The organism is Halobacillus sp. ABA4_118 (genome assembly GCF_056160205.1).
Genome location: NZ_JBSWWS010000001.1, coordinates 3,253,612 through 3,276,519, shown reverse-complemented (window position 1 = coordinate 3,276,519; position 22,908 = coordinate 3,253,612). Strand labels below are relative to the sequence as shown.

The 22,908-nt window shown below is 49.1% G+C and carries 19 protein-coding genes; 1 reads left to right on the top strand and 18 read right to left on the bottom strand.

The features are described 5' to 3' along the window. Positions 1-45: 45 nt before the first annotated feature. The 8 genes from rsmB to ACXAGL_RS16725 all read right to left on the bottom strand — a co-directional run bounded on the left by rsmB (position 46) and on the right by ACXAGL_RS16725 (position 8,153). Positions 46-1,392, bottom strand: a complete 1,347-nt coding sequence (rsmB, locus tag ACXAGL_RS16760; protein WP_474991869.1) for a 16S rRNA (cytosine(967)-C(5))-methyltransferase RsmB — start codon at positions 1,390-1,392, stop codon at positions 46-48. Continuing rightward, entirely contained in the window at positions 1,385-2,332 is a 948-nt protein-coding gene (gene fmt / locus ACXAGL_RS16755) for a methionyl-tRNA formyltransferase (RefSeq protein ID WP_474991867.1), read from the bottom strand. Before fmt ends, rsmB begins: the two co-directional genes overlap by 8 nt. A 16-nt stretch (positions 2,333-2,348) precedes the next feature. Beyond that, positions 2,349-4,757 (bottom strand): primosomal protein N', encoded by a 2,409-nt coding sequence (gene priA, locus ACXAGL_RS16750; protein WP_474991866.1) that lies wholly within the window; start codon positions 4,755-4,757, stop codon positions 2,349-2,351. Next, positions 4,754-5,962 (bottom strand): bifunctional phosphopantothenoylcysteine decarboxylase/phosphopantothenate--cysteine ligase CoaBC, encoded by a 1,209-nt coding sequence (gene coaBC, locus ACXAGL_RS16745; RefSeq protein WP_474968449.1) that lies wholly within the window; start codon positions 5,960-5,962, stop codon positions 4,754-4,756. The genes priA and coaBC overlap by 4 nt, the downstream gene beginning before the upstream one ends. Before the next feature lie 111 nt (positions 5,963-6,073). Next, a complete protein-coding gene (gene rpoZ, locus ACXAGL_RS16740; RefSeq protein ID WP_474968448.1) occupies positions 6,074-6,301 on the bottom strand; it encodes a DNA-directed RNA polymerase subunit omega in 228 nt (75 codons plus the stop codon). Positions 6,302-6,303: 2 nt separating this feature from the next. Next, positions 6,304-6,918 carry a guanylate kinase gene (gene gmk, locus ACXAGL_RS16735; protein ID WP_474968447.1) on the bottom strand — a complete coding sequence of 205 codons (615 nt, stop codon included), beginning with the start codon at positions 6,916-6,918 and terminating at the stop codon, positions 6,304-6,306. A 14-nt stretch (positions 6,919-6,932) separates the two neighbouring features. Then, positions 6,933-7,196 carry an extracellular matrix/biofilm regulator RemA gene (gene remA, locus ACXAGL_RS16730; RefSeq protein WP_027954142.1) on the bottom strand — a complete coding sequence of 88 codons (264 nt, stop codon included), beginning with the start codon at positions 7,194-7,196 and terminating at the stop codon, positions 6,933-6,935. Between the two features lie 78 nt (positions 7,197-7,274). Next, complete coding sequence (locus tag ACXAGL_RS16725; protein ID WP_474991864.1) at positions 7,275-8,153, bottom strand: YicC/YloC family endoribonuclease; 879 nt, start codon at positions 8,151-8,153, stop codon at positions 7,275-7,277. Between the two features lie 135 nt (positions 8,154-8,288). Between ACXAGL_RS16725 and ACXAGL_RS16720 the strand changes: the two genes are divergently transcribed. Then, the gene (locus ACXAGL_RS16720; RefSeq protein ID WP_474991862.1) at positions 8,289-10,010 is read left to right on the top strand and encodes an Rqc2 family fibronectin-binding protein; all 1,722 of its coding nucleotides are present in this window, start codon (positions 8,289-8,291) and stop codon (positions 10,008-10,010) included. A gap of 772 nt (positions 10,011-10,782) precedes the next feature. Here ACXAGL_RS16720 and ACXAGL_RS16715 read toward each other — a convergent pair. The 10 genes from ACXAGL_RS16715 to ACXAGL_RS16670 all read right to left on the bottom strand — a co-directional run bounded on the left by ACXAGL_RS16715 (position 10,783) and on the right by ACXAGL_RS16670 (position 22,883). After that, positions 10,783-12,954 carry an FUSC family protein gene (locus tag ACXAGL_RS16715; RefSeq protein ID WP_474991861.1) on the bottom strand — a complete coding sequence of 724 codons (2,172 nt, stop codon included), beginning with the start codon at positions 12,952-12,954 and terminating at the stop codon, positions 10,783-10,785. Between the two features lie 148 nt (positions 12,955-13,102). Further along, positions 13,103-13,369, bottom strand: coding sequence for a hypothetical protein (locus ACXAGL_RS16710; protein ID WP_242520185.1), 267 nt, complete (start codon positions 13,367-13,369; stop codon positions 13,103-13,105). Positions 13,370-13,439: 70 nt separating this feature from the next. Continuing rightward, positions 13,440-14,069, bottom strand: a complete 630-nt coding sequence (gene pyrE, locus ACXAGL_RS16705) for an orotate phosphoribosyltransferase (RefSeq protein ID WP_474991859.1) — start codon at positions 14,067-14,069, stop codon at positions 13,440-13,442. Further along, on the bottom strand, positions 14,044-14,766 hold the full coding sequence (gene pyrF, locus ACXAGL_RS16700) for an orotidine-5'-phosphate decarboxylase (protein WP_474991857.1): 723 nt from the start codon (positions 14,764-14,766) through the stop codon (positions 14,044-14,046). Before pyrF ends, pyrE begins: the two co-directional genes overlap by 26 nt. Further along, a complete protein-coding gene (locus ACXAGL_RS16695) occupies positions 14,732-15,664 on the bottom strand; it encodes a dihydroorotate dehydrogenase (protein WP_474991855.1) in 933 nt (310 codons plus the stop codon). Before ACXAGL_RS16695 ends, pyrF begins: the two co-directional genes overlap by 35 nt. Beyond that, positions 15,661-16,422, bottom strand: coding sequence for a dihydroorotate dehydrogenase electron transfer subunit (locus ACXAGL_RS16690; protein WP_474968439.1), 762 nt, complete (start codon positions 16,420-16,422; stop codon positions 15,661-15,663). Before ACXAGL_RS16690 ends, ACXAGL_RS16695 begins: the two co-directional genes overlap by 4 nt. Further along, positions 16,419-19,619, bottom strand: coding sequence for a carbamoyl-phosphate synthase large subunit (carB, locus tag ACXAGL_RS16685; RefSeq protein WP_474991853.1), 3,201 nt, complete (start codon positions 19,617-19,619; stop codon positions 16,419-16,421). The genes ACXAGL_RS16690 and carB overlap by 4 nt, the downstream gene beginning before the upstream one ends. Further along, positions 19,598-20,707, bottom strand: coding sequence for a carbamoyl phosphate synthase small subunit (locus ACXAGL_RS16680; RefSeq protein ID WP_474991851.1), 1,110 nt, complete (start codon positions 20,705-20,707; stop codon positions 19,598-19,600). Before ACXAGL_RS16680 ends, carB begins: the two co-directional genes overlap by 22 nt. Beyond that, positions 20,688-21,986, bottom strand: coding sequence for a dihydroorotase (locus ACXAGL_RS16675; protein ID WP_474991849.1), 1,299 nt, complete (start codon positions 21,984-21,986; stop codon positions 20,688-20,690). Before ACXAGL_RS16675 ends, ACXAGL_RS16680 begins: the two co-directional genes overlap by 20 nt. Then, the gene (locus ACXAGL_RS16670) at positions 21,987-22,883 is read right to left on the bottom strand and encodes an aspartate carbamoyltransferase catalytic subunit (RefSeq protein WP_474968435.1); all 897 of its coding nucleotides are present in this window, start codon (positions 22,881-22,883) and stop codon (positions 21,987-21,989) included. Positions 22,884-22,908: the final 25 nt, after the last annotated feature.

Genomic DNA, 22,908 nt, shown 5'->3' with positions numbered 1-22,908 from the left:
ATCCATAGAAGGCCGGCTGCTTCCATCAACAGGAAGCAGGTGCCTTTATTTTTTCACCAATCGCGTCAGGAAAAAGCCGTCCGTATCCCACTCATGGGGAAACAGCTGGAGACCGGTTCCGGTCAGGCCTTCCCCTTGACGAAGAGCATCGGGAAGATCGTTGACAAAGGATGGATCCAGTTCATATTCCGGATGTTGATCCAGAAAATGACGGACCGCTTCTTCGTTTTCATGCCGATCCACTGTACATGTGCTGTAGACCAGTTTTCCACCGGATTTCAGGAGCGGTGCCACCTCGTGGAACAAGTCGTCCTGGATACTCCTGAGCTTATAGATATCTTCCTCACTCTTATGGTACTTAATATCCGGTTTGCCTCTCAGTACACCAAGACCTGAACATGGGGCATCAAGCAGGATCCGATCAAAGCTCTCAGACGCATGCAGCGATGTGAGCGTCCGGGAATCCGCCTGGCCGGCCTTGATGGAAGTAAGCTGGAGCTGTTCAGCTTTTTTACTGACGAGCTTTGCCTTCTTTTCATGAAGGTCATAAGCTGTCACGCTTCCTTTATCCTTCATCTTTTCTGCTATGTGCGTGGTTTTGCCTCCTGGTGCGCTGCACGCATCAAGGACAGCCATCCCTTCATCCAGGTCCATCATTTCCGCAACCAGCATGGAACTCTGGTCCTGAATGCTTACCAAGCCTTCTTTAAAGAGCCTGTGGTTTATAATGTTCCCATCTTTTACAACCAGGCCTTGTGTGGAAAATGGACTCTCTTCTACCGAAAACCCTTCCTGTCGCAGCTGGCCGGCTGCCTCGCCGCGGCTGATTCTGAGTGGCTGCACGCGGATGGACATAGGAAGGTGGTGGTTGTTCGCTTCACACATCAACCTCGTCGTTTCCATGCCGTACTGATCCACCCACCTCCGCACAAGCCATTCAGGATGACTGGTTTCAACCGCCAGACGTGTACCATCATTTTCAATGTGATCAAGGCTTTGAACACCTTTTCGCTGTACATTGCGCAGAACGCCGTTCATAAAGGAGGAGATTCCTTTATGTCCGCGTTTTTTCGAAATTTCCACCGCCTCGTGGATGACCGCATGGTCCGGTACCCGTTCAAGGAAGATCATTTGATAGACTGACATGTAAAGCAGCCAGCGTACCCACGGTTTAATTTTCTTCTGACCGGCTGTATAAGGCTGAATATAATAGTCGATCAAGTCTCTGCGCTGCAGAGTTCCGTAAACAATTTCAGTCAATAGTGCCCCGTCCTGACGGGAGAGCTCCTGTTTGGACATTTCTCTGTCGAGCAGGACGTGACTGAAGCCTCCCTGCTCACCGATTCTTGTTAATAGATGGAGCGCGGTTTCTCTTAATACATACTTAGCCATGCTGCTCCCCCAATACGTCGCCCTCGTTTAAAGATTGGCCGGCGCCATTAACGAACGACTGCCCGTCCATTTTTTTCTTCCCTGAAGGCTGAAGGGATACAATTTTCAACGCTTTTCCGTCTCCTGTCTGAACGAGGAAACCGTCCTCCTCGATTTTGACCACTGTTCCCGGGGCTCTGGAAAAGTGTCCGGAAACTTTTTCGGCCCACCAGATTTTCATCGGTTTACCATTCCAGTACGTGAACGCCACCGGCCAGGGATGAAGACCCCGGACGTGGTTGTAGACGTCCTGCTGATCTCTGCTCCAGTCAATCAGCTCCTGTTCACGTTTAATGTTGCCGGCAAATGTGACTTTGGATTCATCCTGAACTTCAGGAGTGATGTTCCCAGCCAGCAATTCAGGCAGGGTGCCAGCCAGAAGATCGGCTCCCGCTGCTGATAATTTATCGTGCAGTGTGCCGACATGATCGGTATCTTCAATCGGAACGACCACTTTGGAAAGCATATCGCCGGCATCCAGTTTTTTCACCATATACATAATAGTGACGCCGGTTTCTTTTTTTCCTTCCAGAATACTATAGTGGATAGGAGCTCCTCCCCGGAATTCGGGCAGCAGCGAGGCATGGACATTGATGCATCCGTATTCCGGAACGTTCAGCAGCGCTTCCGGGAGGATCTGTCCGAAAGCCGCTGTGACGATCAAGTCCGGCTCATAGGCGAGGACATCCTCATATTCATGCTTGATTTTTTCGGGCTGCAGCACCGGAATACCATGGTTCAAGGCTGCTGTTTTCACCGGCGGCGGTGTAAGAACCCTCTTCCTCCCCTTTGGACGGTCCGGCTGGGTCACAGCCACCACCACTTCATATCCCTCTTTCATAATCCGGTCAAGAACAGGGACCGCAAAGTCCGGTGTTCCCATAAACGCAATTCGTGTCATAACTGACGGCTCCTTCCTACATCAACTGATACGGCTGAAAATCAACCGTAATCTGTAAACCATCTTCCTGTTTCAATTCATCTTCATAATAGTGCAGTATTCGTTCGACAAACTTCCGCTGCTCGGGTTCCTTCTTGTATTTTACCATGCATTGATAGCGATATCTATTATTGATCCTGGCCAGCGCAGAAGGGGTTGGGCCCAGTACGTGCGCCTGCTCGGACAGCTTCTGCTGCATAAACATCGTAATCTTACGGGTGGCTTCCTCCGCTTTCAACTGGTTGGGATGCGAAATTGTAAACAACGTCAAATAATAGTAAGGCGGATACCGGAATGCTTTTCTAAGCTTCATTTCCTCCTGGAAAAACTGTTCATAGTCGTACGTACTCGCAAGCTCTATACTGTAATGTTCCGGTGTATACGTCTGGACAACCACTTCCCCGCTTTTCTCATGGCGTCCGGCCCGTCCGCTCACCTGGGTCAGCAGCTGAAAGGTCTTTTCGGAGGCACGGAAATCCGGCAGGTTCAGCATCGCATCCGCAGCCAGCACACCGACAAGTGTGACATTCCCGAAATCGAGTCCTTTGGCGATCATCTGTGTTCCAAGCAGGATATCCGCTTTTCCCTCGCCAAACTGTGTAAGCAGTCTTTCGTGAGCGCCTTTCTTCCTCGTTGTATCAACATCCATCCGGATGATCCGCGCCTCAGGAATCAGTTCCTGCAGGGCTTCCTCGACTTTTTGAGTTCCTGTACCAAAGTATCGGATCGTTTTGCTTTCACATTCCGGGCACTTCTCCGGCATGGGCTCTTCATGAGAACAGTAGTGGCATTTCAAGCGGTTCTGCCGCTTGTGATAAGTCAATGCAATATCACAGTGCGGGCATTCGCTTACATGGCCGCAGTCCCTGCACATGACAAACGTGGAATATCCCCGTCGGTTAAGAAACAGCACGACTTGTTCTTTCCTAGCCAGCCGCTCTTCGATTTTTTCCTTTAATGGAATCGAGAACATGGATCGGTTCCCGCTGTGAAGCTCTTCTCTCATATCCACAAGCTCCACCTCAGGCATCACAGCCTCATTCATCCGTTTGCTTAGTGTCAGCAGCTGATAGTTGCCTTTCGCAGCCCGCGCATACGTTTCCAGTGACGGGGTCGCACTTCCCAGAACGACTGGACAGTTGTGTGTTTTCGCGCGCTGGACAGCGACATCGCGGGCATGATACCTCGTCCTGTCTTCCTGCTTATAGCTCGTCTCATGCTCTTCATCAATAATGATCAGCCCAAGATTCGTAAACGGGGCGAATATGGCGGACCGGGCTCCTACAACGACCTGTACTTCCTGACGCTGAATCTTACGCCATTCGTCGTATTTCTCTCCAGCTGACAGAGCACTGTGAAGGACGGCTACCTTGGAGCCGAAACGTCCTTTAAACCGCTCCACCATCTGAGGGGTTAAAGCAATTTCGGGGACGAGCATAATGGCTTCCTCCCCTTTATCCAGCACCTGCTGAATCGACTGCATATATACTTCCGTCTTCCCGCTTCCCGTTACACCGTGAAGGAGAAACACGTCGTGCTCCTGTTTTTCGATGGTTGAAAGAATCGGCCGGATGGCGGTTTCCTGCTCTTCGGTCAGATCAAAAGGCGTCGTTCGTTTAAATTCCCGTCCTCCGTATGGATCGCGGAAGACTTCCTGTTTGTACTCTTTGAGCACGTTCTGCTCCACAAGAGGCTTCAACGCAGCAGGAGTGGTTTGAAGGTTACCCAGCAAACGCTTTTTGTCCAGTGGCTCTGGATGCTGAAGGAAATATTCAACGATGGCCCGCTGTTTTTTTGCCTGTGGCGGGAGGTCTTCCAGCTTTTCTTCCATATCGATAGGAGAAACAGCCGGCGCAACCACAGCCTTCAGCTTTTTCGTTTCCCTGCTCTTTACTTCATAGTGAACATCCACTTCGCCTTCGTTCATATGTTTTCTAAGGATATGGTAACTGACACCGGACTGTTCGAACTCTTCAAAATCCATGACGCCCCGCCCATCAAACACAGCATCCAGGGCTGAATCCAGCGGTTCATCCGAGAGTTTCCACAGCTCTTTTCTATATTTGGCTTTCATAACCTGCGGCAGCATGACCTGTAGACAGGATATATAATAACTCAACGTATAATTGGACAGCCATTTCCCAAGGTGAAGCAGTTCTTCCGTCAACGTCGGAATGACATCCAGTACATCAGTGATTTTTTTCACGGAGGGGAAGCTGGACGTTTCTGACAAGGCGATCACATAGCCGAGAATTTTCCTCGGTCCGAAGGGGACGATGACTCTGACCCCGGGCTGTACAATTCCTTCAAATTTTTCAGGGATTTCATAATCAAAGGGTCTGTTGGTATTCTGTGAGGCTACGTCCACAATGACATTGGCAATCACGTGCGGTCACGCCCCGTCATCTCCTGAGAGGCTTCCTTTAGGATTTCTTCTGCCAGCTGATCCTTCGTCATCATGGGATAGATTTTTTCACGACCACTTTTCTGAATGAAAAGGGAGGCATTCGTATCCGTACCAAAGCCGGACCCTTCCTCGGCCACATTGTTGATCACTATGGCATCCAGGTTCTTTTTCTCCAGCTTCTCTCTTCCGTAACGCTCAGGATCATTCGTCTCGGCGGCAAAGCCGATCAGATACTGATGTTCCTTCCGTGTACCGAGCTCCTGCAGGATGTCGTGTGTGCGCTCCATTTGAACCGCATATCCTCCCGGGGATTTTTTCATTTTGTGTTCAAAGGTTTCCTTTGGCCTGTAATCGGCGACAGCGGCGGATTTGATCACAAGATCGGCCGCTGGATAATGCTTCAGCACTTCTTCATACATCTCCTGAGCAGAGACTACATCAATGCGCTCCACCCCTTTTGGCGTATGAAGGGAGACAGGTCCGGTGATCAGGGTGACATCAGCACCGCTTCGAGCCGCCTGCCGCGCAAGAGCAAACCCCATTTTTCCGGTCGAAGGATTCGTGAAATACCGGACCGGATCAATTTTCTCCTGCGTTGGTCCTGCTGTAATCAGGACCCTTCTGCCTTTCAACCACTCGGTTTTCCGATACTCATCTTCCAGTACTTTAACGATGCTCTCCGGTTCTTCCAGCCTTCCTTTCCCGACATATCCGCAGGCCAGATACCCTTCACCAGGCTCAATAAAACGAAAGCCCCATTCATCCAGCTGTTTCATGTTGTTTATGACGGCCGGGTGGCTGTACATGTGCACATTCATCGCCGGTGCAATGTACACGGGAGCCTCGGTCGCAAGCAGTGTCGTTGACAGCATATCATCCGCCAGCCCGCCGGCAAGCTTGCCAATCGTATTGGCTGTAGCGGGCGCAATCAGGAATAAATCGGCCCAGTCGGCAACATCGATGTGCTGGATCTGTGTGGCGTCCTGTTCATCAAACGTATCGGTATAGACCGGCTGTCTGGACAGTGCCTGAAAGGTCGTCGGAGCGACGAAATTTCTTGCGCTCTCTGTCATAATGACTTTGACGAAGGCTCCTGCCTGGACAAGCTTACTTGTCAGGGCCGCCGCTTTGTATGCAGCTATTCCTCCTGATACGCCCAGGACAATCTTTTTATCTTTTAACATGTGATGGACCTCCCTGCCTGTGAAAATCTTACGATAAAATACGTAGGAAAAGCCGCGCTGATCGTCAGACAGATGCGCGGCTTTTCCTACGTTGTTCCGGGAACAATGCTATTATGTGGTTTCCGTTCTTTCCTGGATCTCTTCCGCTTCAATATAGTTCAATTTCCCGTCGCGGATTTCCTCCAGAGCTACACCAACCTGCTGATGAGAGGTTGGGTTTTCGACCATAGGAGCACTTCCCTGCTTCAGTTCGCGGGCTCTTCGTGCTGATAGTGTGACAAGTGTATATTTTGATTTGATCTGCTTCTGCAGGGAATCAATGGATGGTTCTAACATCATAATTAATTTTCCTCCAATGCTTTTTTGTATTGATGGGCCACGCGCTCACGTTTGCAGTGTTCACTGGCTACGATGGACTGGACCTTCTGAACGGCGTGATTAATCTGATCGTTGACAACGACATAATCGTAGGCATCCATCATATCAATTTCTTCTTTAGCCGCCAGCAGACGGTTTTTCACCTTTTCCTCTGTTTCGGTACCCCGGCTTACGATTCGGTCTTTTAATTCTTCAAGAGAAGGAGGAATTAAAAATACGAACACACCTTCCGGGAAGTTTTCGCGGACTTTCAATGCGCCCTGAACCTCAATTTCAAGGAATACATCCTTCCCCTGGTTCAACGTCTCTTCCACATAATGTCTCGGCGTGCCGTAATAGTTGCCCACATATTCGGCATGTTCAATCAGCTGTCCTTCTGTGATCAGCTTTTCAAATTCATCTCTGCTTTTAAAGAAATAATCGACACCATCCACTTCCCCTTCACGCGGGGCACGCGTCGTCATGGAAATAGAATATCGCAGGTCTGTCGACTGCTCGAACAGAGCCTTCCGTACAGTTCCTTTTCCGACACCTGATGGGCCGGAAAGTATAAATAGTATACCTTTCTGTTCAATCACTGCAAATAGTCCTCCTAGTTTTCATCTGAAATCTCATCATTACTGATTACACGCTGGCCGACGGTTTCCGGCTGAACAGCAGACAGAACGACATGATCACTATCTGTGATAATGACCGCACGTGTACGGCGGCCATATGTAGCATCTACTAATTTATTATTGTCACGGGCGACAGTAATGATACGTTTGATTGGAGCGGATTCCGGTGAAACGATGGAAATGATTCGATTGGCAGACACAACGTTCCCGAACCCGATATTGATCAATTTTAAACTCAAAGCTGACTCCTCCTTCTTATGGCCAAGCACTTAATCATTAACTCTATTATATGAAAAAAACCGTACAGAACACAATTGTTATTCGATATTTTGCACTTGTTCCTTCATTTTTTCCAATTCACCCTTCACGTTAAGTACATACTCCATCAGGAGGGTGTCATTGGATTTTGACCCCATCGTGTTCACTTCCCGGTGCATTTCCTGAAGGATGAAATCCAGACGTCTCCCGACGGACCCGTGCTGGTCCAGAGCCTTCTCAAACTGTTGAAGATGGGAATGCATCCGTGTGAACTCTTCGGTGACATCCCCTTTTTCAGCCATAAGGGCCACTTCCTGGAGAATTCTTGGTTCATCCTGGGAAAGGGGCTGTGCAGCGTAATCTTCAATTCGGGCGCGTATTCTCGCTTTGTATTCGTTTATCACTTCAGGGCGGCGCTGGTCCATCATGTCAAGCCAGCAGGCGACAGCCTTGAGTCTGGATAGGAGGTCCTTTGAAAGCTGCTTTCCTTCCCGTCCCCTCATGTCCTTCAGCTGCCGCAGAGCCTGTTCCACCGACGTCTTCAGCTTTTGTTGAAAAGAATCCGGGATGTCATCCGATTCCTTAGTAACGAAGACATTCTCTAACTTGGATACCATATCAATAGTTATATCACCCGTCAAATGAAACCGGCTCTTCATATCTTCCAACGCCTGAATGTACTGCTCCGCTGCTGCCCAGTCCACCTCGACGTTTTTCTGCAGGCCGCCGCCGTCCATCGTTATGTACACATCGACCCGCCCGCGGTGCAGGGCTTCTTTAACAAGTTTCCTTACCGGGTCCTCCATAAATAACAAAGAGGAAGGAAGGTGCATATGAACATCAAGAAACCGATGATTCACGGATCTGACTTCCACCACGATCCGTGTTCCCTCCTGCTCTGATATTTCCCGTCCATATCCGGTCATACTGTCAGCCATATCTCCTTCACCTGCCGCTTCTTCATTGATACTGTCTAGTTTACCAAACTTCCTCTTTCAGAGCGACTGGTATGATTCTTTAGAAATCCGGCGTCAAATCATGCTATAATGACCTTTTAGAGAGGTGAAGAGACTATGTCTTTCGACGGAATTGTAACCCGGGCGGCGACAAATGAGCTGAACAATGTTCTTCAGTCCGGACGAATCATGAAAATTTATCAACCCACGGATACAGAGCTTGTATTCACTGTCCGCTCCCAGCGGACGAAATATACGCTTCTATTATCCGCTCATCCATCCTATGCACGGTTTCATTTAACCAATGATCAATACCACAATCCAAAAGAACCGCCGATGCTCTGTATGCTCCTGCGCAAGCATCTTGTAGGAGGATTTATAGAGAAAATTGAACAGGTGGATATGGAGAGGATTGTCAAGATCCATATCCGCACACGGAATGAAATCGGCGACGAAACGTATAAAACCTTGATCATTGAGGTGATGGGGAAACACTCCAATATTCTTCTTGTCGACGAACAGGAGGGGCATATTCTGGACAGCATCAAGCACCTTCCCCCTTCCCAGAACCGGCACAGGACGATTATGCCGGGCCAGCCCTATAAACGGCCGCCGGAGCAGGGCAAAATAAGCCCGTTGGAACTCGAACCGGCCCAACTCCTTAAAAAACTGGATTTTAATGCGGGCCGCCTGGACAAACAGATTCTCTCCATTGTCATGGGCTTTTCCCCCATGATTACAAAGGAGATCGCAGAAAAAGCAGGAATGAACGGACCCTCAGGATACGAAGCTGCTTATGAGGAAGTACGGAACCGAATACTGGATCACTCGTATGAACCACAGGTGAAACGCGGGGACAAAGAACAATTTTATGTACTGCCGCTGAAGGCCTTTGGAGAAGAAAGAGAAACTTTCTCTACGGTGAGTGACATGCTGGACGCTTTTTATTCAGGGAAAGCCGAAAGGGATCGTGTCAAACAGCAGGCTGGTGATTTATTCCGCTTTCTGAAAAATGAAGGCGACAAAAACCAGAGGAAAATCAAAAAACACGAAGATACCTTGAAAAAGTCTGAAGCAGCCGGGGATTATCAAAAGCTCGGCGAACTGCTGACCGCTCATATGCACCTCGTTAATAATGGAGACGAAAGTGTAACGGTCGTTGATTACTACGATCCTGACCAAAAGGAAATGTCAATCGAGCTGAATCCGAATAAAACCCCAAGTGAAAACGCCCAGTCTTACTTCCAGACGTACCAGAAATTGAAGAAGTCCAAGCAGGTGGTTCAAAAGGAAATTGAAAAAGCGGACATTGAAATCACCTACTTCGAACGTTTGATTCAACAAGTCGAAACAGCCAGGGAAGAAGATATTGAAGAAATCCGGGAGGAACTCCGGGAACAAGGCTATATGAAGAAAAAGAACGCCTCCCCGGGGCGTAAGAAAAACCAGCCTAAAAAACCGTCCCCGGAAACCTTCCGATCCAGTGACGGGACGATGATCTATGTCGGGCGCAACAATAAACAGAATGAATATTTAACCAACCGGATGGCAGGTAAATCTGATATCTGGCTGCACGCCAAAGATATTCCGGGTTCCCACGTAGTCATTAAAGATGAGAACCCAAGTGAAGACACACTGCTTGAAGCCGCCCAGCTGGCGGCAAACTTCAGTAAATCGAGCCGGTCGTCCTCCGTGCCTGTTGACTACACACAAATCAGGCATGTGAAAAAACCGTCCGGAGCAAAACCCGGTTTCGTTACCTATGATCATCAGCAGACCCTGTTTGTAACTCCGGATGCCTCCTATGTCCGGATGATGAAAAAACAGGCAGAGAAATAAAACAGGAACAGGCAGCCATACTAAGAGAGCACCTTGATCTTAGTAGAGGAGGCTGCAGTCATGCCAAAGAACTCAAAATCAAAACGCAACCCAAAGAAGAGCCGGGACGCGGTCCAGCCCAGCAGTGGTGAAGAACGCGTAACGATCTCTAAAGCGGGCAGATCTTTTGATGGCCGTTGAAGAGCAATAGTCAGAGTTCCCATGACAAAACGCCGGCGTACACGCGTCGGGAAAGCTGTCGAGAAAATTTCTCGGCAGCTTTTTTCTATAAGGCTCTGTTATTGCTTGGTGTTGTTATTTAACATGTGAGCTCCTATCACCCCTTTCTCTCATGGGGTTTGTAGGAGGCGGCCTTGGGATGACTCCCTTTCCACGGGTTACCGTGAGCCTCCTCAGGCAGCGCCTTCCGGGGTCTCACGATGTACCTTCATCCCACAGGAGTCCTGCCATTCCCAAGGCCGCCTCTTCAAAGAAGGGGAGTTAGAAAGGACATAACCGAAGTCCGTTACACCACTACGAAAGGGATGGCAGGGAAAACAGGTAGACTCCTGCGGGAAAAAGGAACAAGGTGAGACCCCGGAGAACGAAGTTCGAGGAGGCTCATCGTTCCCCGCGGAAAGCGGACGGTTTTCCCTGCCATCCCATGCTCTGAGTAAACAACGGACCGGACCCCTGATTCCAGACGGAGACGATTTAGTAATCGTTTAAAATAACAACAACAGACTTTAACAGAGCTTTCTATAAAAAAACCGCCTGGACTCAAACCAGACGGTTATCTTTTCCTCATATGATCAAGCCTGTCCCTGAGAATCGTAATGGAACGGTTGATTTTCCAGATGTAATAAAGGTGATGGAGCAGATTTTCCTTATCCTCTGTTCCCGGCTGCACTTTCAACTCCACCTGCTCCCTTTCCTCCAGCAGGTCGTAAACCGGATCGGAATGATTTCCTGTTTCGATTTGATGGATCAAACCTTGCAGATTCTTTTCCAGTTTATCCTGAACCGCTGTTAGAAGTTCCAGTGTTTCATGACTGTGATTCGTGTATTTGGGGTATGGAGAGGCGACAAGGTGCTTGGCATAATAATTGACGGCTGTAATCACGGTCAGCACGGCTGTAAGGTTTTTATCCCCTCGGAAAATAGGATCCTGTACAGCAGGCTTGGATTCTTCCTCAATTTCCTGCATTTTCGCATCCAGATCTAAGGCCTGCTGCGCAAGACCTTTAACTCCTTTCGTACCCTTGATGTTGGTTAAATACTGGCTGATTAATTGAGACATTTGTGTAAAATATTCACGAAAGGCCTCGGAAAGCTTGTCCTTAGTACTCGTGGGAAAGACGAAAGCAGAAACACCAAGAGCAATCGCAGCTCCGGCCACTGTGTCAATGACCCTCGCTCCAAGAAGCTCCGGCGTAACTCCACCGAGAATCAGATCATAAATAAAGGCAATCATCATCGTAATAAAGAAGCTTGCCACCGTATAGGAAACCGTAAGAAAGTAAAAAGCTGTAAAAATAACCAGAAACAATAGGACAACCTCAAGGTAAGGGTGGCCGGAGAGCCACAAAGCAGCGAGAAAACCGAAGAAAGCACCGAAGAATGTGCCGACGGAACGCTCAAAAGCTTTTAAGTACGTCCTGCCGACGGTTTCTGTACCGAGCTGGATAATAAAAGCGGTCAACAGGACCCAGTACGGCTGAATCGGAGAAATGATATAGCCCGTAACAATAGCTATGCTTCCTGCAATCAACGCCTGCACGGCTTTTTTCTCAGCAGGTTTCAGTCCGGCAGGCCCCGCTTCCTTCTCATCCACCGCCTCTTCATCTGCTGCCGGTGGATGTTCCACTGCTTCATTGAAGTGAATATCCCGCTGCACTTCCGAGGCGCCTTCTGTCACGTGGGAAGCCATTGTTTCAATTCTTCTGATCAAATAAAGCCGTCCATCAGGGAGATCGGTTGCATTCATCATCCAGTGATCAAGCTGATGCCGGATACCTGCGACCACTTTCTCAGCCTCCTGAAGACTCTTCATTTCCGGCTGTGGGTCAAGCACATCGGCATCTTTCAACGTCAGAAGCAGATCGACGAGAAGATAGCGCAGCTCCTTCAAATCCAATGCCTCGTCTTCCTTCAATTTCTGCAGGCTTTCCGAAAGCGTCATAACAAACATGGTCGTATCGAAAATATATAATCGCAGCCGGCCGGATTGAAGCCCCGGCCAGATTTCTGTGCTGTCCTGCTGGTGTAGATCAGCGGCGACCTGGTTGGCGTAAATTCTTAATTTACTCACGTTGCTGCCCAGCTTCTTCAACCGGGACGGCTGGAGTTCGGGGTCTTTAATCACCTCAATAAGCAGGTCGAACGTCAAGTTTGCCTGCCTGTGGAAGGAAACCGTGCTTCTCCGCAGCATCTGCCTTGTGTCTTCAAATAGGAAGAAATTGTAAAGAAAGGCATAAAGAATGCCGATACCTACTGCGAGGTAAAACCAGGGAAACTGGGACGGTGACAGCTGAAGAAATGAGGAGAAATAAATTGTGAAGAACCCAATCATTCCAAGAGAAAAATACCGGCTTCCATGCTGCGAAAAATAAAAAGCTGCACCTATCGAAGCAATCATCAGGATACTTACCAGGACGGGGCTTGAAGCAGTCAAGGACCCAAGCGTCACCCCTGAACATGCAGCCACTCCCAGGAGAAGGGTTGTCCCCTGTTTTTTTCTTTTTGTATCATCCATAACAATCATAATGCCCATCAGACCGGCAATCCCGGAGATGATCGCAGGAAAAAGCGGATCGATGGCAAAGACGTTCATGATCAACATCGTTGTAAAAACCGATGAAATCAAACTCAGCGTAGCTTTCCCCGCCTGGGCCAGTCTCCGCCTGCCCGGATCAGAGGCGAGCAGACGCCGCAGCCAGTAGGACTGTTTGACTAAATCTTTCATTTATTGATGCTCCCCTCTTTCGTATGTATAGTCATTTATCTTATCGATTTTTAAGTGTCAGGACAACTCTCACGTCCTGACGTTTTCTATTGTAAGAACATTCCATCAAAAGCCCCGGACGAAAAAAGCTGCGATCGGCATCGCAGCTTCAAGTTAAAAAATAAGCAAAAACGGCAATCGAGGCCACATAAGAAAAAACCGCCTGGGCCCAGTATCTTTTCGCTTCCTTTTTCAACATGTACATATTCCATAATATAAATATCGTCAGCGACCCTGCCAGACTGAGCAGGGGTTCCCATGAAAGCATGGATTCCATAAAGGAAAAAGCGACCCACGTGTATAAATAAACGAAGCAGGTTAATAGTCCGAGGGAGGCATTCATGAGAATAAAAAAGGAATGTTTGTTAGATTTCATCGTCATCACCAATACGTTGTGTTGTATTAATGGTACAAGGACAAGATGAAAATAGCAACTCTTCCCTCATTTAAGAATTTGTAAAAACGTAAGGGTCTTCCCTCCACACTCTCAGTTTCTCCAGCTGAAGGTCATCCAGTTCTTCCTGTTGGTACAGCTCATCCAGTAGATCATCATAGCTGGCAATCGATTGAACATGGTACTCCTTTTCCTTAAACACCTGCTTCGCTTCCGCCAGGCCGTAGGTGAAAATGGATAAAATCCCTGCCACTTCCACCCCCGCTTCCCGCAGGGCATCTGCAGCTTGTATGGAAGACTTCCCAGTGGAAATCAAATCCTCAATGACGACTACACGGCTGCCTTTGGTAACCACTCCTTCAATCTGATTTCTGCGCCCGTGTTTTTTGGCGGTCCCGCGCACATACACCATCGGAAGATTGAGACGATCGGCTGCCCATGCTGCATGCGGAATACCGGCTGTGGCGCATCCGGCTATTCCATCCACCTCTCCCGGCAGTTTCCGGATCATGTCCACAAACGCCTCTGCGACCGCCGAACGCACGGAGGGATAAGACATCGTCAAACGGTTGTCACAATAAATCGGGGATTGGATGCCCGAGGTCCATGTGAAGTAATCCTCCTCGTACATTTTGACAGCACCAATATCCAGCAGTTTATGAATCAACTGATTTTTTTCCATGCAGAAATTCCCCCTTGATGGTTTGATATGTATCCTCAGGTTCACCGCTGTTCCGGATAGGTCTGCCAACGACGATGGCATCACTTCCCTCCATAGCGGCTTTTGCAGGAGTGGCTGTCCGTTTTTGATCGTGCACGTGCCCTCCCGGGAGCCTGATCCCCGGGGTCAACGTAAGAAGCCCTGATTCTTTTTTGACCAAGGATGCTTCATGAACAGAACACACGACTCCATCCGCCCCATGTTCTTCCGCTAAGAGGCTGTAATGAAGGACCATGTCTTTCGTTGATCCTTCTACCTTCCATTCCCTGCTCAATGACCATTCGTCCATGGAAGTAAGGACAGTGACGGCAAATAAAAGAGGTGTTTTTCCATCTGCCCCTTCGCTCAACCCCTTCCGGGCAGCTTCAATCATTTGGCTGCCGCCGGACGCATGAATCGTAACGATATCTACACCGAGACCGGCAAGGTTTTTCATCGCCCGGCGGACGGTTTCCGGTATATCATGAAGCTTTAAATCCAGGAAAACTGCGTGGTTCCGTCTTTTCAGTTCGGCAATGAACGGGGCGCCTTCTTTATAAAAAAGCTCCATGCCTACTTTAACTGGAACACCTTCCAGATGATGTTCCATCAAAAAATCAAACGCTTTTCCGCCTGAGGGGAAATCAAGGGCGAAGTAGACCGGCTTCAACTCTTTCACGATGCGCACCTCCTACAGCTTCTTCTACAGATTGAAATCCATAATGGTGTAACGTCTCCGGCAGTTGTTCCACGAGTTCGCTGCATATGAGTGGGTTTTTAAAGTTCGCACTGCCTACAGCCACCGCGCTCGCTCCTGCCAGCAGGTACTCGACAATATCGGCTGCCGTTTCAATCCCTCCCATTCCGATAATGGGGATACCGACTTCGGGATAAACTTGATGGATCATCCGGATACTGACAGGCTTCAGGGCAGCTCCGGACAATCCTCCGGTCCCGTTCGATAAAACAGGTTTCCGCGAGGATGGATCGATGCGCATAGCGGTCAGCGTATTGATCATAGACAGGCCGGAGGCTCCTCCCCTTTCAGCCGCTTTGGCCATGACGACGATGTCGCTTACATTCGGCGACAACTTCACATATACCGGAACACGGCTTACTTGAACGACTCTGCGTGTAACATCCTCCGCAAGCACTGGATCCATTCCGAACTGAACGCCGCCCTCCTTGACATTCGGACAGGAGATATTCAGTTCGAGAGCATCAACATGAACAGAGATTTTTTCTGCTACTTCCACATATTCGTCTACCGTACTGCCGGCGACATTTGCTATGATCGGTACCCGCTGGGCCTTTAGAAAAGGGATTTCATCCTGAATGATCGACTCGACCCCTGGATTTTGAAGACCAATGGCATTGAGCATCCCTCCCGTTGATTCAGCTACCCGCGGAGTTGGATTGCCATATCTCTTTTCACCGGTGGCAGCCTTCATGATGACAGCGCCGAGTTCAGCGAGCGGGTAAAAGCGGGCATATTCACGACCAAAACCAAAGCATCCGGAAGCCGGCATAATCGGATTTTTCAAAGATAGGCCGGGCAGTTGAATCATCGTATTCATGAAAGCACAACCTCCTTATGGTGAAAGACCGGACCGTCACAGCAGATTCGCTTGTAGCCTTTTTCATCATGGGAAGGCACTACACAGGCAAAACAAGCGCCGATCCCGCATCCCATCCGTTCCTCCATGGAAATATATCCTTCTGTATCACCGAGCTGGTTGACCACTGCTTTCAGCATGGGCGTAGGTCCGCACGTATAATAGCGGTCAAACGAACCAGACATTCCGGCAATCCCGTCTGTTACAAACCCTTTATTTCCGGAGGTTCCGTCATCTGTCATAATGTGGACTTTCCCATATTGTTGAAATTCAGTCTTCAAAAAAGCGTGACGGATGGATTGAAATCCGAGAATAATAGTAAGGTCCGCTCCTTTTTCATACAACTCACGTGCCAGCCGGTATAGAGGGGGAACACCGATGCCTCCCCCTGTCAGAAGGACACTCTCTCCAGGCAGAGCCTTTACAGGAAAACCTCTGCCTCCGGGACCAAGCACATCAAGAGAATCACCTATCTGATAGGCTGTAAGAGCTTTTGTTCCTTTTCCAATCACTTTGTACAACAGGGTGATTGTTTCCTCATCTATATTGTAATCCGAGATGGATACCGGCCTACGTAAATATTCGTCCGCACTTGTCCGAATGTGAACAAATTGTCCAGGCTGCTTGATGTCATGCACCATACGCCCGCAAAGAATTAATTGGTACGTATCTTCGGCAACCAGCGTATGATCCACAACCGTCAAATCTTCTCTGATCACTGCCCCACCCCTTCCATCGGAGTAATGGCTCTTGCCGAAAAAGACATGGCGTTAATGACTTCAACGATAGCCGTTGCCGTATCAAGGCTCGTCAGACAAGCAATGCCGTTTTCCACAGCTTCCCGGCGGATTCTGAACCCGTCAGACCTTGCACGCATCCCTTTGTTCAACGTATTGATGACAAATTGAACTTCACCGTTCTGAATAAGGTCCAGCACATCCCTCTCTGCCGAACCAACTTTACCGACCGCTTCTACAGGAAGACCTTCCTGGGCAATTACGGTTGACGTGCCTTCTGTGGCAAACAAACGGAAACCGAGTTCATCAAAGGTCCGGGCGATGCGCACCATTTCTTCCTTATCCTTATCAGCAACGGTTAAGAGGACAGATCCTTGGACGGGTATTTTTAATCCAGAGGATATCATGCCTTTGTATAAGGCTTTCTCCAGCGTTTCATCATACCCGATGACTTCCCCTGTCGATTTCATTTCAGGTCCAAGCGTCGTATCGACACTTCTTAATTTTTCAAAGGAGAACACCGGCACTTTCACATAGACCCCTTTCGGCTTGCGGGCCGTTCCCGTGCTGTAGCCATGGTCGGTCAATTTTCCACCCATCAGCACTTTCGTTGCCAGCCCGGCCAACGGAACACCGGTTATTTTACTGAGAAAAGGAACGGTCCGGCTCGCTCTGGGATTAACTTCCAATACATAAGCGGTCCCATCTGAAATGACGAATTGGATATTGACGAGACCCTTCATCTTCAATTCTTTTGCAATATCAGCTGTGATGTCCAGACACTGCTTTTCAAGCGCAGGAGTCAACCGCCGGGGTGGGTAGACAGCCATGGAGTCACCTGAGTGGACACCGGCACGTTCAATATGTTCCATAACACCGGGTACGAACACATCCTCACCGTCTGTAATGGCATCTACTTCCACTTCCATCCCTGTCATATACTTATCGATCAAAATGGGGTGGCCGTTATGAACAAAAGCATTGGCATCCAGATAGGAAGCCAGTTCTTCACGCGAATACACGATGGCCATCGCTCTCCCACCGAGGACATAGGATGGGCGGACGACAATGGGATAACCAATTTTCTCAGCTGCGGCTGCAGCTTCTGCTTCACCAGCCACACTTTCTCCTCCCGGTTTCGGTACATTCAGACGGTTGAGCAGCTTTTCAAACAAGTCGCGGTCTTCTGTTTCATGGATGGCTTCCATCGTTGTTCCAAGGATCGGGATGCCGTGCCGGCTCAGCCCTTCTACTAGATTTATCGCTGTCTGTCCACCGAATTGAACGATTACGCCTTCAGGATTTTCAAGGTCGGTGACATTGAGAACATCTTCAAGGGTCAAAGGTTCGAAGTACAATTTATCGGAGACACTGAAGTCAGTGGAAACCGTCTCCGGATTGTTGTTCATAATAATCGCTTCATAGCCCATATCTTTCAACGCAAGCACCGAGTGCACCGTAGCATAATCAAACTCGACCCCCTGACCAATTCGAATCGGGCCGGATCCAATGACGAGCACTTTTTTCCTTGATGAGGGAAGGGATTCATTTTCCTCTTCATAGCTGCTGTAAAAGTACGGCGTTTCGGATGCGAATTCCCCTGCGCACGTATCTACCATTTTATAGACTGGTTCAATATTCATACTCTTCCGCTTCTGTCGGACTTCATCGACCGAGACTCCTGCTGCACGGGAAATCTGCTGGTCGGACATCCCCAGCTGTTTCACTTTCCTTAGGAGAGAAGCAGACACTCCCTCTGTTTCAAGCTGCTGTTCCAGAAGGATGATCTGCTCCAATTTATAAAGGAAAAACTCATCAATCGCTGTTTTTTCGTGAAGTTCCTCTATAGAAAAGCCCCGCCGGAAAGCTTCGGCAATTAAGAAAATCCGTTCGTCGTCCGCTTTCACAATCCGTTCGTTCAATTCCTCTGCGGTTAAACGGGACGCGTGGGCCAGACGCAGTTCTTCCGTCCCCCCTTCAAGCGAGCGGATGCCTTTCAACAAGGACTCTTCCCAAGTCCTGCCGATGCTCATCACTTCGCCTGTCGCTTTCATCTGTGTGCCCAGAACGCGGTTTCCCTTGGCGAATTTATCGAACGGCCAGCGGGGAATTTTGGATACGACATAATCCAGCGCAGGTTCAAAGCAGGCATATGTGGTTCCTGTAATCGGATTTTGAATCTCATCCAGCGTCATCCCTACTGCAATTTTCGCAGCAATTTTTGCGATAGGGTAACCCGTCGCTTTTGAAGCAAGCGCGGAGGAACGGCTGACTCTTGGATTCACTTCAATCACATAGTACTGGAAGCTGCCGGGATCGAGAGCCAGCTGCACGTTGCAGCCTCCCTCAATCTTCAAAGCTTCGATAATTTCCAAAGACACGTTTCGAAGCATCTGATATTCTCTGTCACTAAGTGTTTGAGATGGGGCGGTTACAATGGAATCACCCGTGTGTATTCCGACAGGATCAAAGTTTTCCATGTTACAGACGACAATTTTATTTTCTGTACTGTCCCGCATCACTTCGTATTCAATTTCCTTGAAGCCGGCGATGTTTTTCTCGACGAGACATTGGGAGACGGGGCTTAGTGACAGTCCGCTTCTCACCGTTTCCCTCAGCTGCTCTTCATGATCACAAATCCCTCCACCGGCTCCGCCCATCGTATAAGCTGGACGGACGATGACTGGATAGCCGATACGATCGGCAAAACGTAACGCTTGATCCACTGTACTGACGATATCACTTTCCGGAACGGGGTGCTCCAATTCGTGCATGAGGGAGCGGAACTTCTCCCGGTCCTCCGCACGCTGGATCGCTTCCAACGGTGTACCGAGCAGCTCCACCTGGTAGTGATCGAGAATGCCTGAGTCATGAAGTTCGACGGCCATGTTCAGACCTGTCTGGCCTCCCAGTGTCGGAAGCACGGCATCCGGCTGCTCCTTACGGATAATCTTTTTCATAAATTCAAGAGTCAAAGGTTCCATATAGACCTGATCCGCAAACGTATGATCCGTCATGATCGTAGCTGGATTGGAATTTGCCAGAATGACCTCATACCCTTCCTCTTTCAAAGACTGACAGGCCTGGGTGCCGGAATAATCAAATTCAGCCGCCTGACCGATGACGATGGGACCGGATCCGATGACGAGGATTTTATTTATATCTGTACGTTTAGGCATTGAGGTTCCTCCTTTGTGCGCTTGTTCGTCTGTTCGATGTTTTCAAGAAAGTGGTCAAACAACCACGCTGTATCTTCTGGTCCCGGTGAGCTTTCGGGGTGATACTGCACACTAAAAACGGGCTGTGTGCGATGCTTCAGCCCTTCAACTGTCTCATCGTTCAGAGATACTTGTGTCGCCATCAATTCCGTATCTTCAAGAGATTCCAACGCTACGGTGTACCCATGGTTCTGTGAGGTAATGAAAGTTCGATTCGTTTCAAGATCTTTCACAGGCTGGTTGGACCCACGATGTCCGAACTTCATTTTCATCGTATCGGCGCCACCTGCAAGAGCAATCAGCTGGTGGCCGAGACAGATGCCGAAAACCGGAACACGCCCGATGAGGTTCCGTACGGTTTCCACAGCCTCCGGGACATTTTTCGGATCTCCCGGGCCATTGGAGAGCATAACGCCGTCCGGTTTCAGCCTTAAGATCTCCTCATGACTGGTATGGTACGGGACAACTGTGACGTGACAGCTGCGCTTGGCAAAATCCCTTAAAATACCATGCTTCATTCCAAAGTCCATCAAAACAATCCTTTTCCCTCGTCCGGGTACAACGTACGGTTTCACAGTGGATACGTGCTGCACCTGGTTGTTGTAAGAAGGTGAATCCACCAGCATTTTCATAACTTCTGAGGGGGATCGCTCACTGGAGGCAATCATCGCTTTCATCGTACCGTAACGGCGGATGATCTTGGTCAGTTTTCTCGTATCTACTCCGCTTATCCCGGGAATGTTCCTTGCCTCAAGGTAAGCATCCAGGGTTTCCTCACTGCGGAAGTTTGAAGGCCTTGCACAGTGCTCCTTCACAACAACTCCGAACACAGCGGGGTGAACCGTTTCAAAATCGTCACGGTTGATGCCGTAGTTTCCGATCAACGGGTACGTAAAAGTCACAATCTGGCCGCAGTAGGAAGGATCGGACAGGACCTCTTGATAACCTGTCATTCCTGTGTTGAAGACAATTTCGCCGATCGATTCCCTTTCGCTTCCAAAACCTTCTCCTTTGAATACTGTTCCATCTTCAAGTACGAGCTGCTTCATGTGTACTCTCCTCCCACGCAAGATTTCCGTTGACTACGGTTAACACCGGCCAGCCTTTCAGTGTCCAGCCGTTGAATGGTGTGTTTTTTCCTTTCGAAAGGAATGTTTCCCGCACCACAGCCCTTTCACTGGTTAAATCAATCATAGTAAAATCTGCAGGAGCACCAGGGGCAAGCGTACCGTAAGGCAGATGGAAAACGGCTGCCGGCTTTACTGTCATCCAATCCACCAGTTCCTTCAAAGTGCAGAATCCTTCTTCAACGAGGTGTGTATATAGTAGAGGGAAAGCCGTTTCCAATCCTGTAATCCCAAAGGGGGCGTCTAAAAAGCCCTGCTGCTTTTCCTCTTCTGTATGTGGAGCATGGTCTGTAGCGATAAAGTCGATCGTGCCATCTTTTAAACCTTCAAGAAGGGCTTGTTGGTCCACTCTGCTCCGAAGCGGCGGATTCATTTTATAAAACCCATGATCCTCGATGATGTCGTCTTCCTTCAGGACAAGATGGTGGGGAGTCACTTCAGCCGTTACATGGATCCCCGCTTTTTTTGCGTTGCGGATGATACGTACGGATTCTTTGGTGGAAACATGACAAATGTGATAGTGACAGCCGGTTTGTTCAGCGAGCAGGACATCTCTGGCAATCTGAACAGATTCCGCCGTTGACATGATGCCCGGCAGCGAAAGACGCTGACTCACATCCCCTTCATGACACACCCCTTTATGTACAAGAGAATTGTCCTCACAATGAGCGACTACAGCTTTACCGGCCGTTGAGGCAGCTTTCATGGCTTCCAGCATCATTCCCGCATCCTGAATTCCCACCCCATCATCAGTGAAGGCGAAGGCACCTTTGTCTGCCAGTGTTTTCATATCCACAAGTTCCCGGCCGACCTGGCGGGTTGTGATGGAAGCATAAGGCAGGACACGGATATGGGCCGTCTCTTTTATTCGCTGCTGGAGTTCATCCAGGGTCTGCCCATCATCAGGGACAGGGGTGGTATTCGGCATGGCGCAGATGGTCGTAAATCCACCTTTCGCTGCTGCCTGTGTCCCAGTTTCAATCGTCTCCTTCGCTTCTCCACCTGGTTCGCGCAGATGGACATGTACATCAACAAAGCCGGGACTGATGAAAAGACCTTCCGCATCCCATACACGGTCGACAACCGTTTGGTTAAGGTTCTTCCCTATTTCCTGGATCATCCCATTTTCCATCACCATTTCTGCGGATTCCATCTTTCCATCGCTTTGCAGCATACGAGCATTGATTACTTTTACCTTCATTTACAGTTCCCCCTTCATTAACGAATCCATAACAGCCATCCTAACAGCAACTCCATTGCTCATCTGCCTGAAAATTCTTGACTTACCACTCTCTACAAGATCACGATCGATTTCAACTCCGCGATTGACAGGAGCTGGATGAAGGATGATGCTGTGCGCATCCATTCTCGCTTCCCTTTCCTTCGTCAATCCGTACTGCTCAAGGTACGTGGCCGTGTCTTCTCGATGGATATGCCGCTCATGCTGGATTCTCAGGAGCATCAGTACATCACAGTTTGTGACAGCTTCATCCATAGAAATGTAGTGATCCGCTATGGCTGCGTCCTGCCATTCGGGTTTACTGACAAAATAAACCTCCGCTCCAAGGCGGGAAAGTGCGGCAGCATTCGACCTGGCTACCCGGCTGTGTTTAATATCACCAGCGATACAGATGCGCAGCCCTTTGAAACTATGAAACTGTTCATAAATGGTATACAAGTCCAGGAGACTCTGTGTGGGATGCTCGCCACAACCATCTCCTGCGTTGATCAGAGTAAGATTCAAATGTGAAGCACAATGCTGAAGCAGACCGGTCTGTGACTGACGGACGACTGCCAGTTCGACTCCAAGGGATTCGAGTGTTTTCAACGTGTCATAAAGACTTTCCCCCTTCGTCAGGCTGGACTCCCGCCCTTCCAGATCGATGAGCTCAAACCCTGATTTACGCTGAGCAATCTGGAAGCTTACTTTGGTCCGTGTGCTTGGTTCTAAAAAAAGGTTGGCAGCAAACCTGCCATGGTAAGAGGGATTATCCCCGGGCTGATTCAGACGCTCCGCCCTCTCGATAAGCTGGAATATCTGCGCCGGGCTCAGTTCCTTCATAGATAATAGATGTTGTAATGGCTGGACTACAGGCATATCCTTCACTCCGATCTTCTTGATT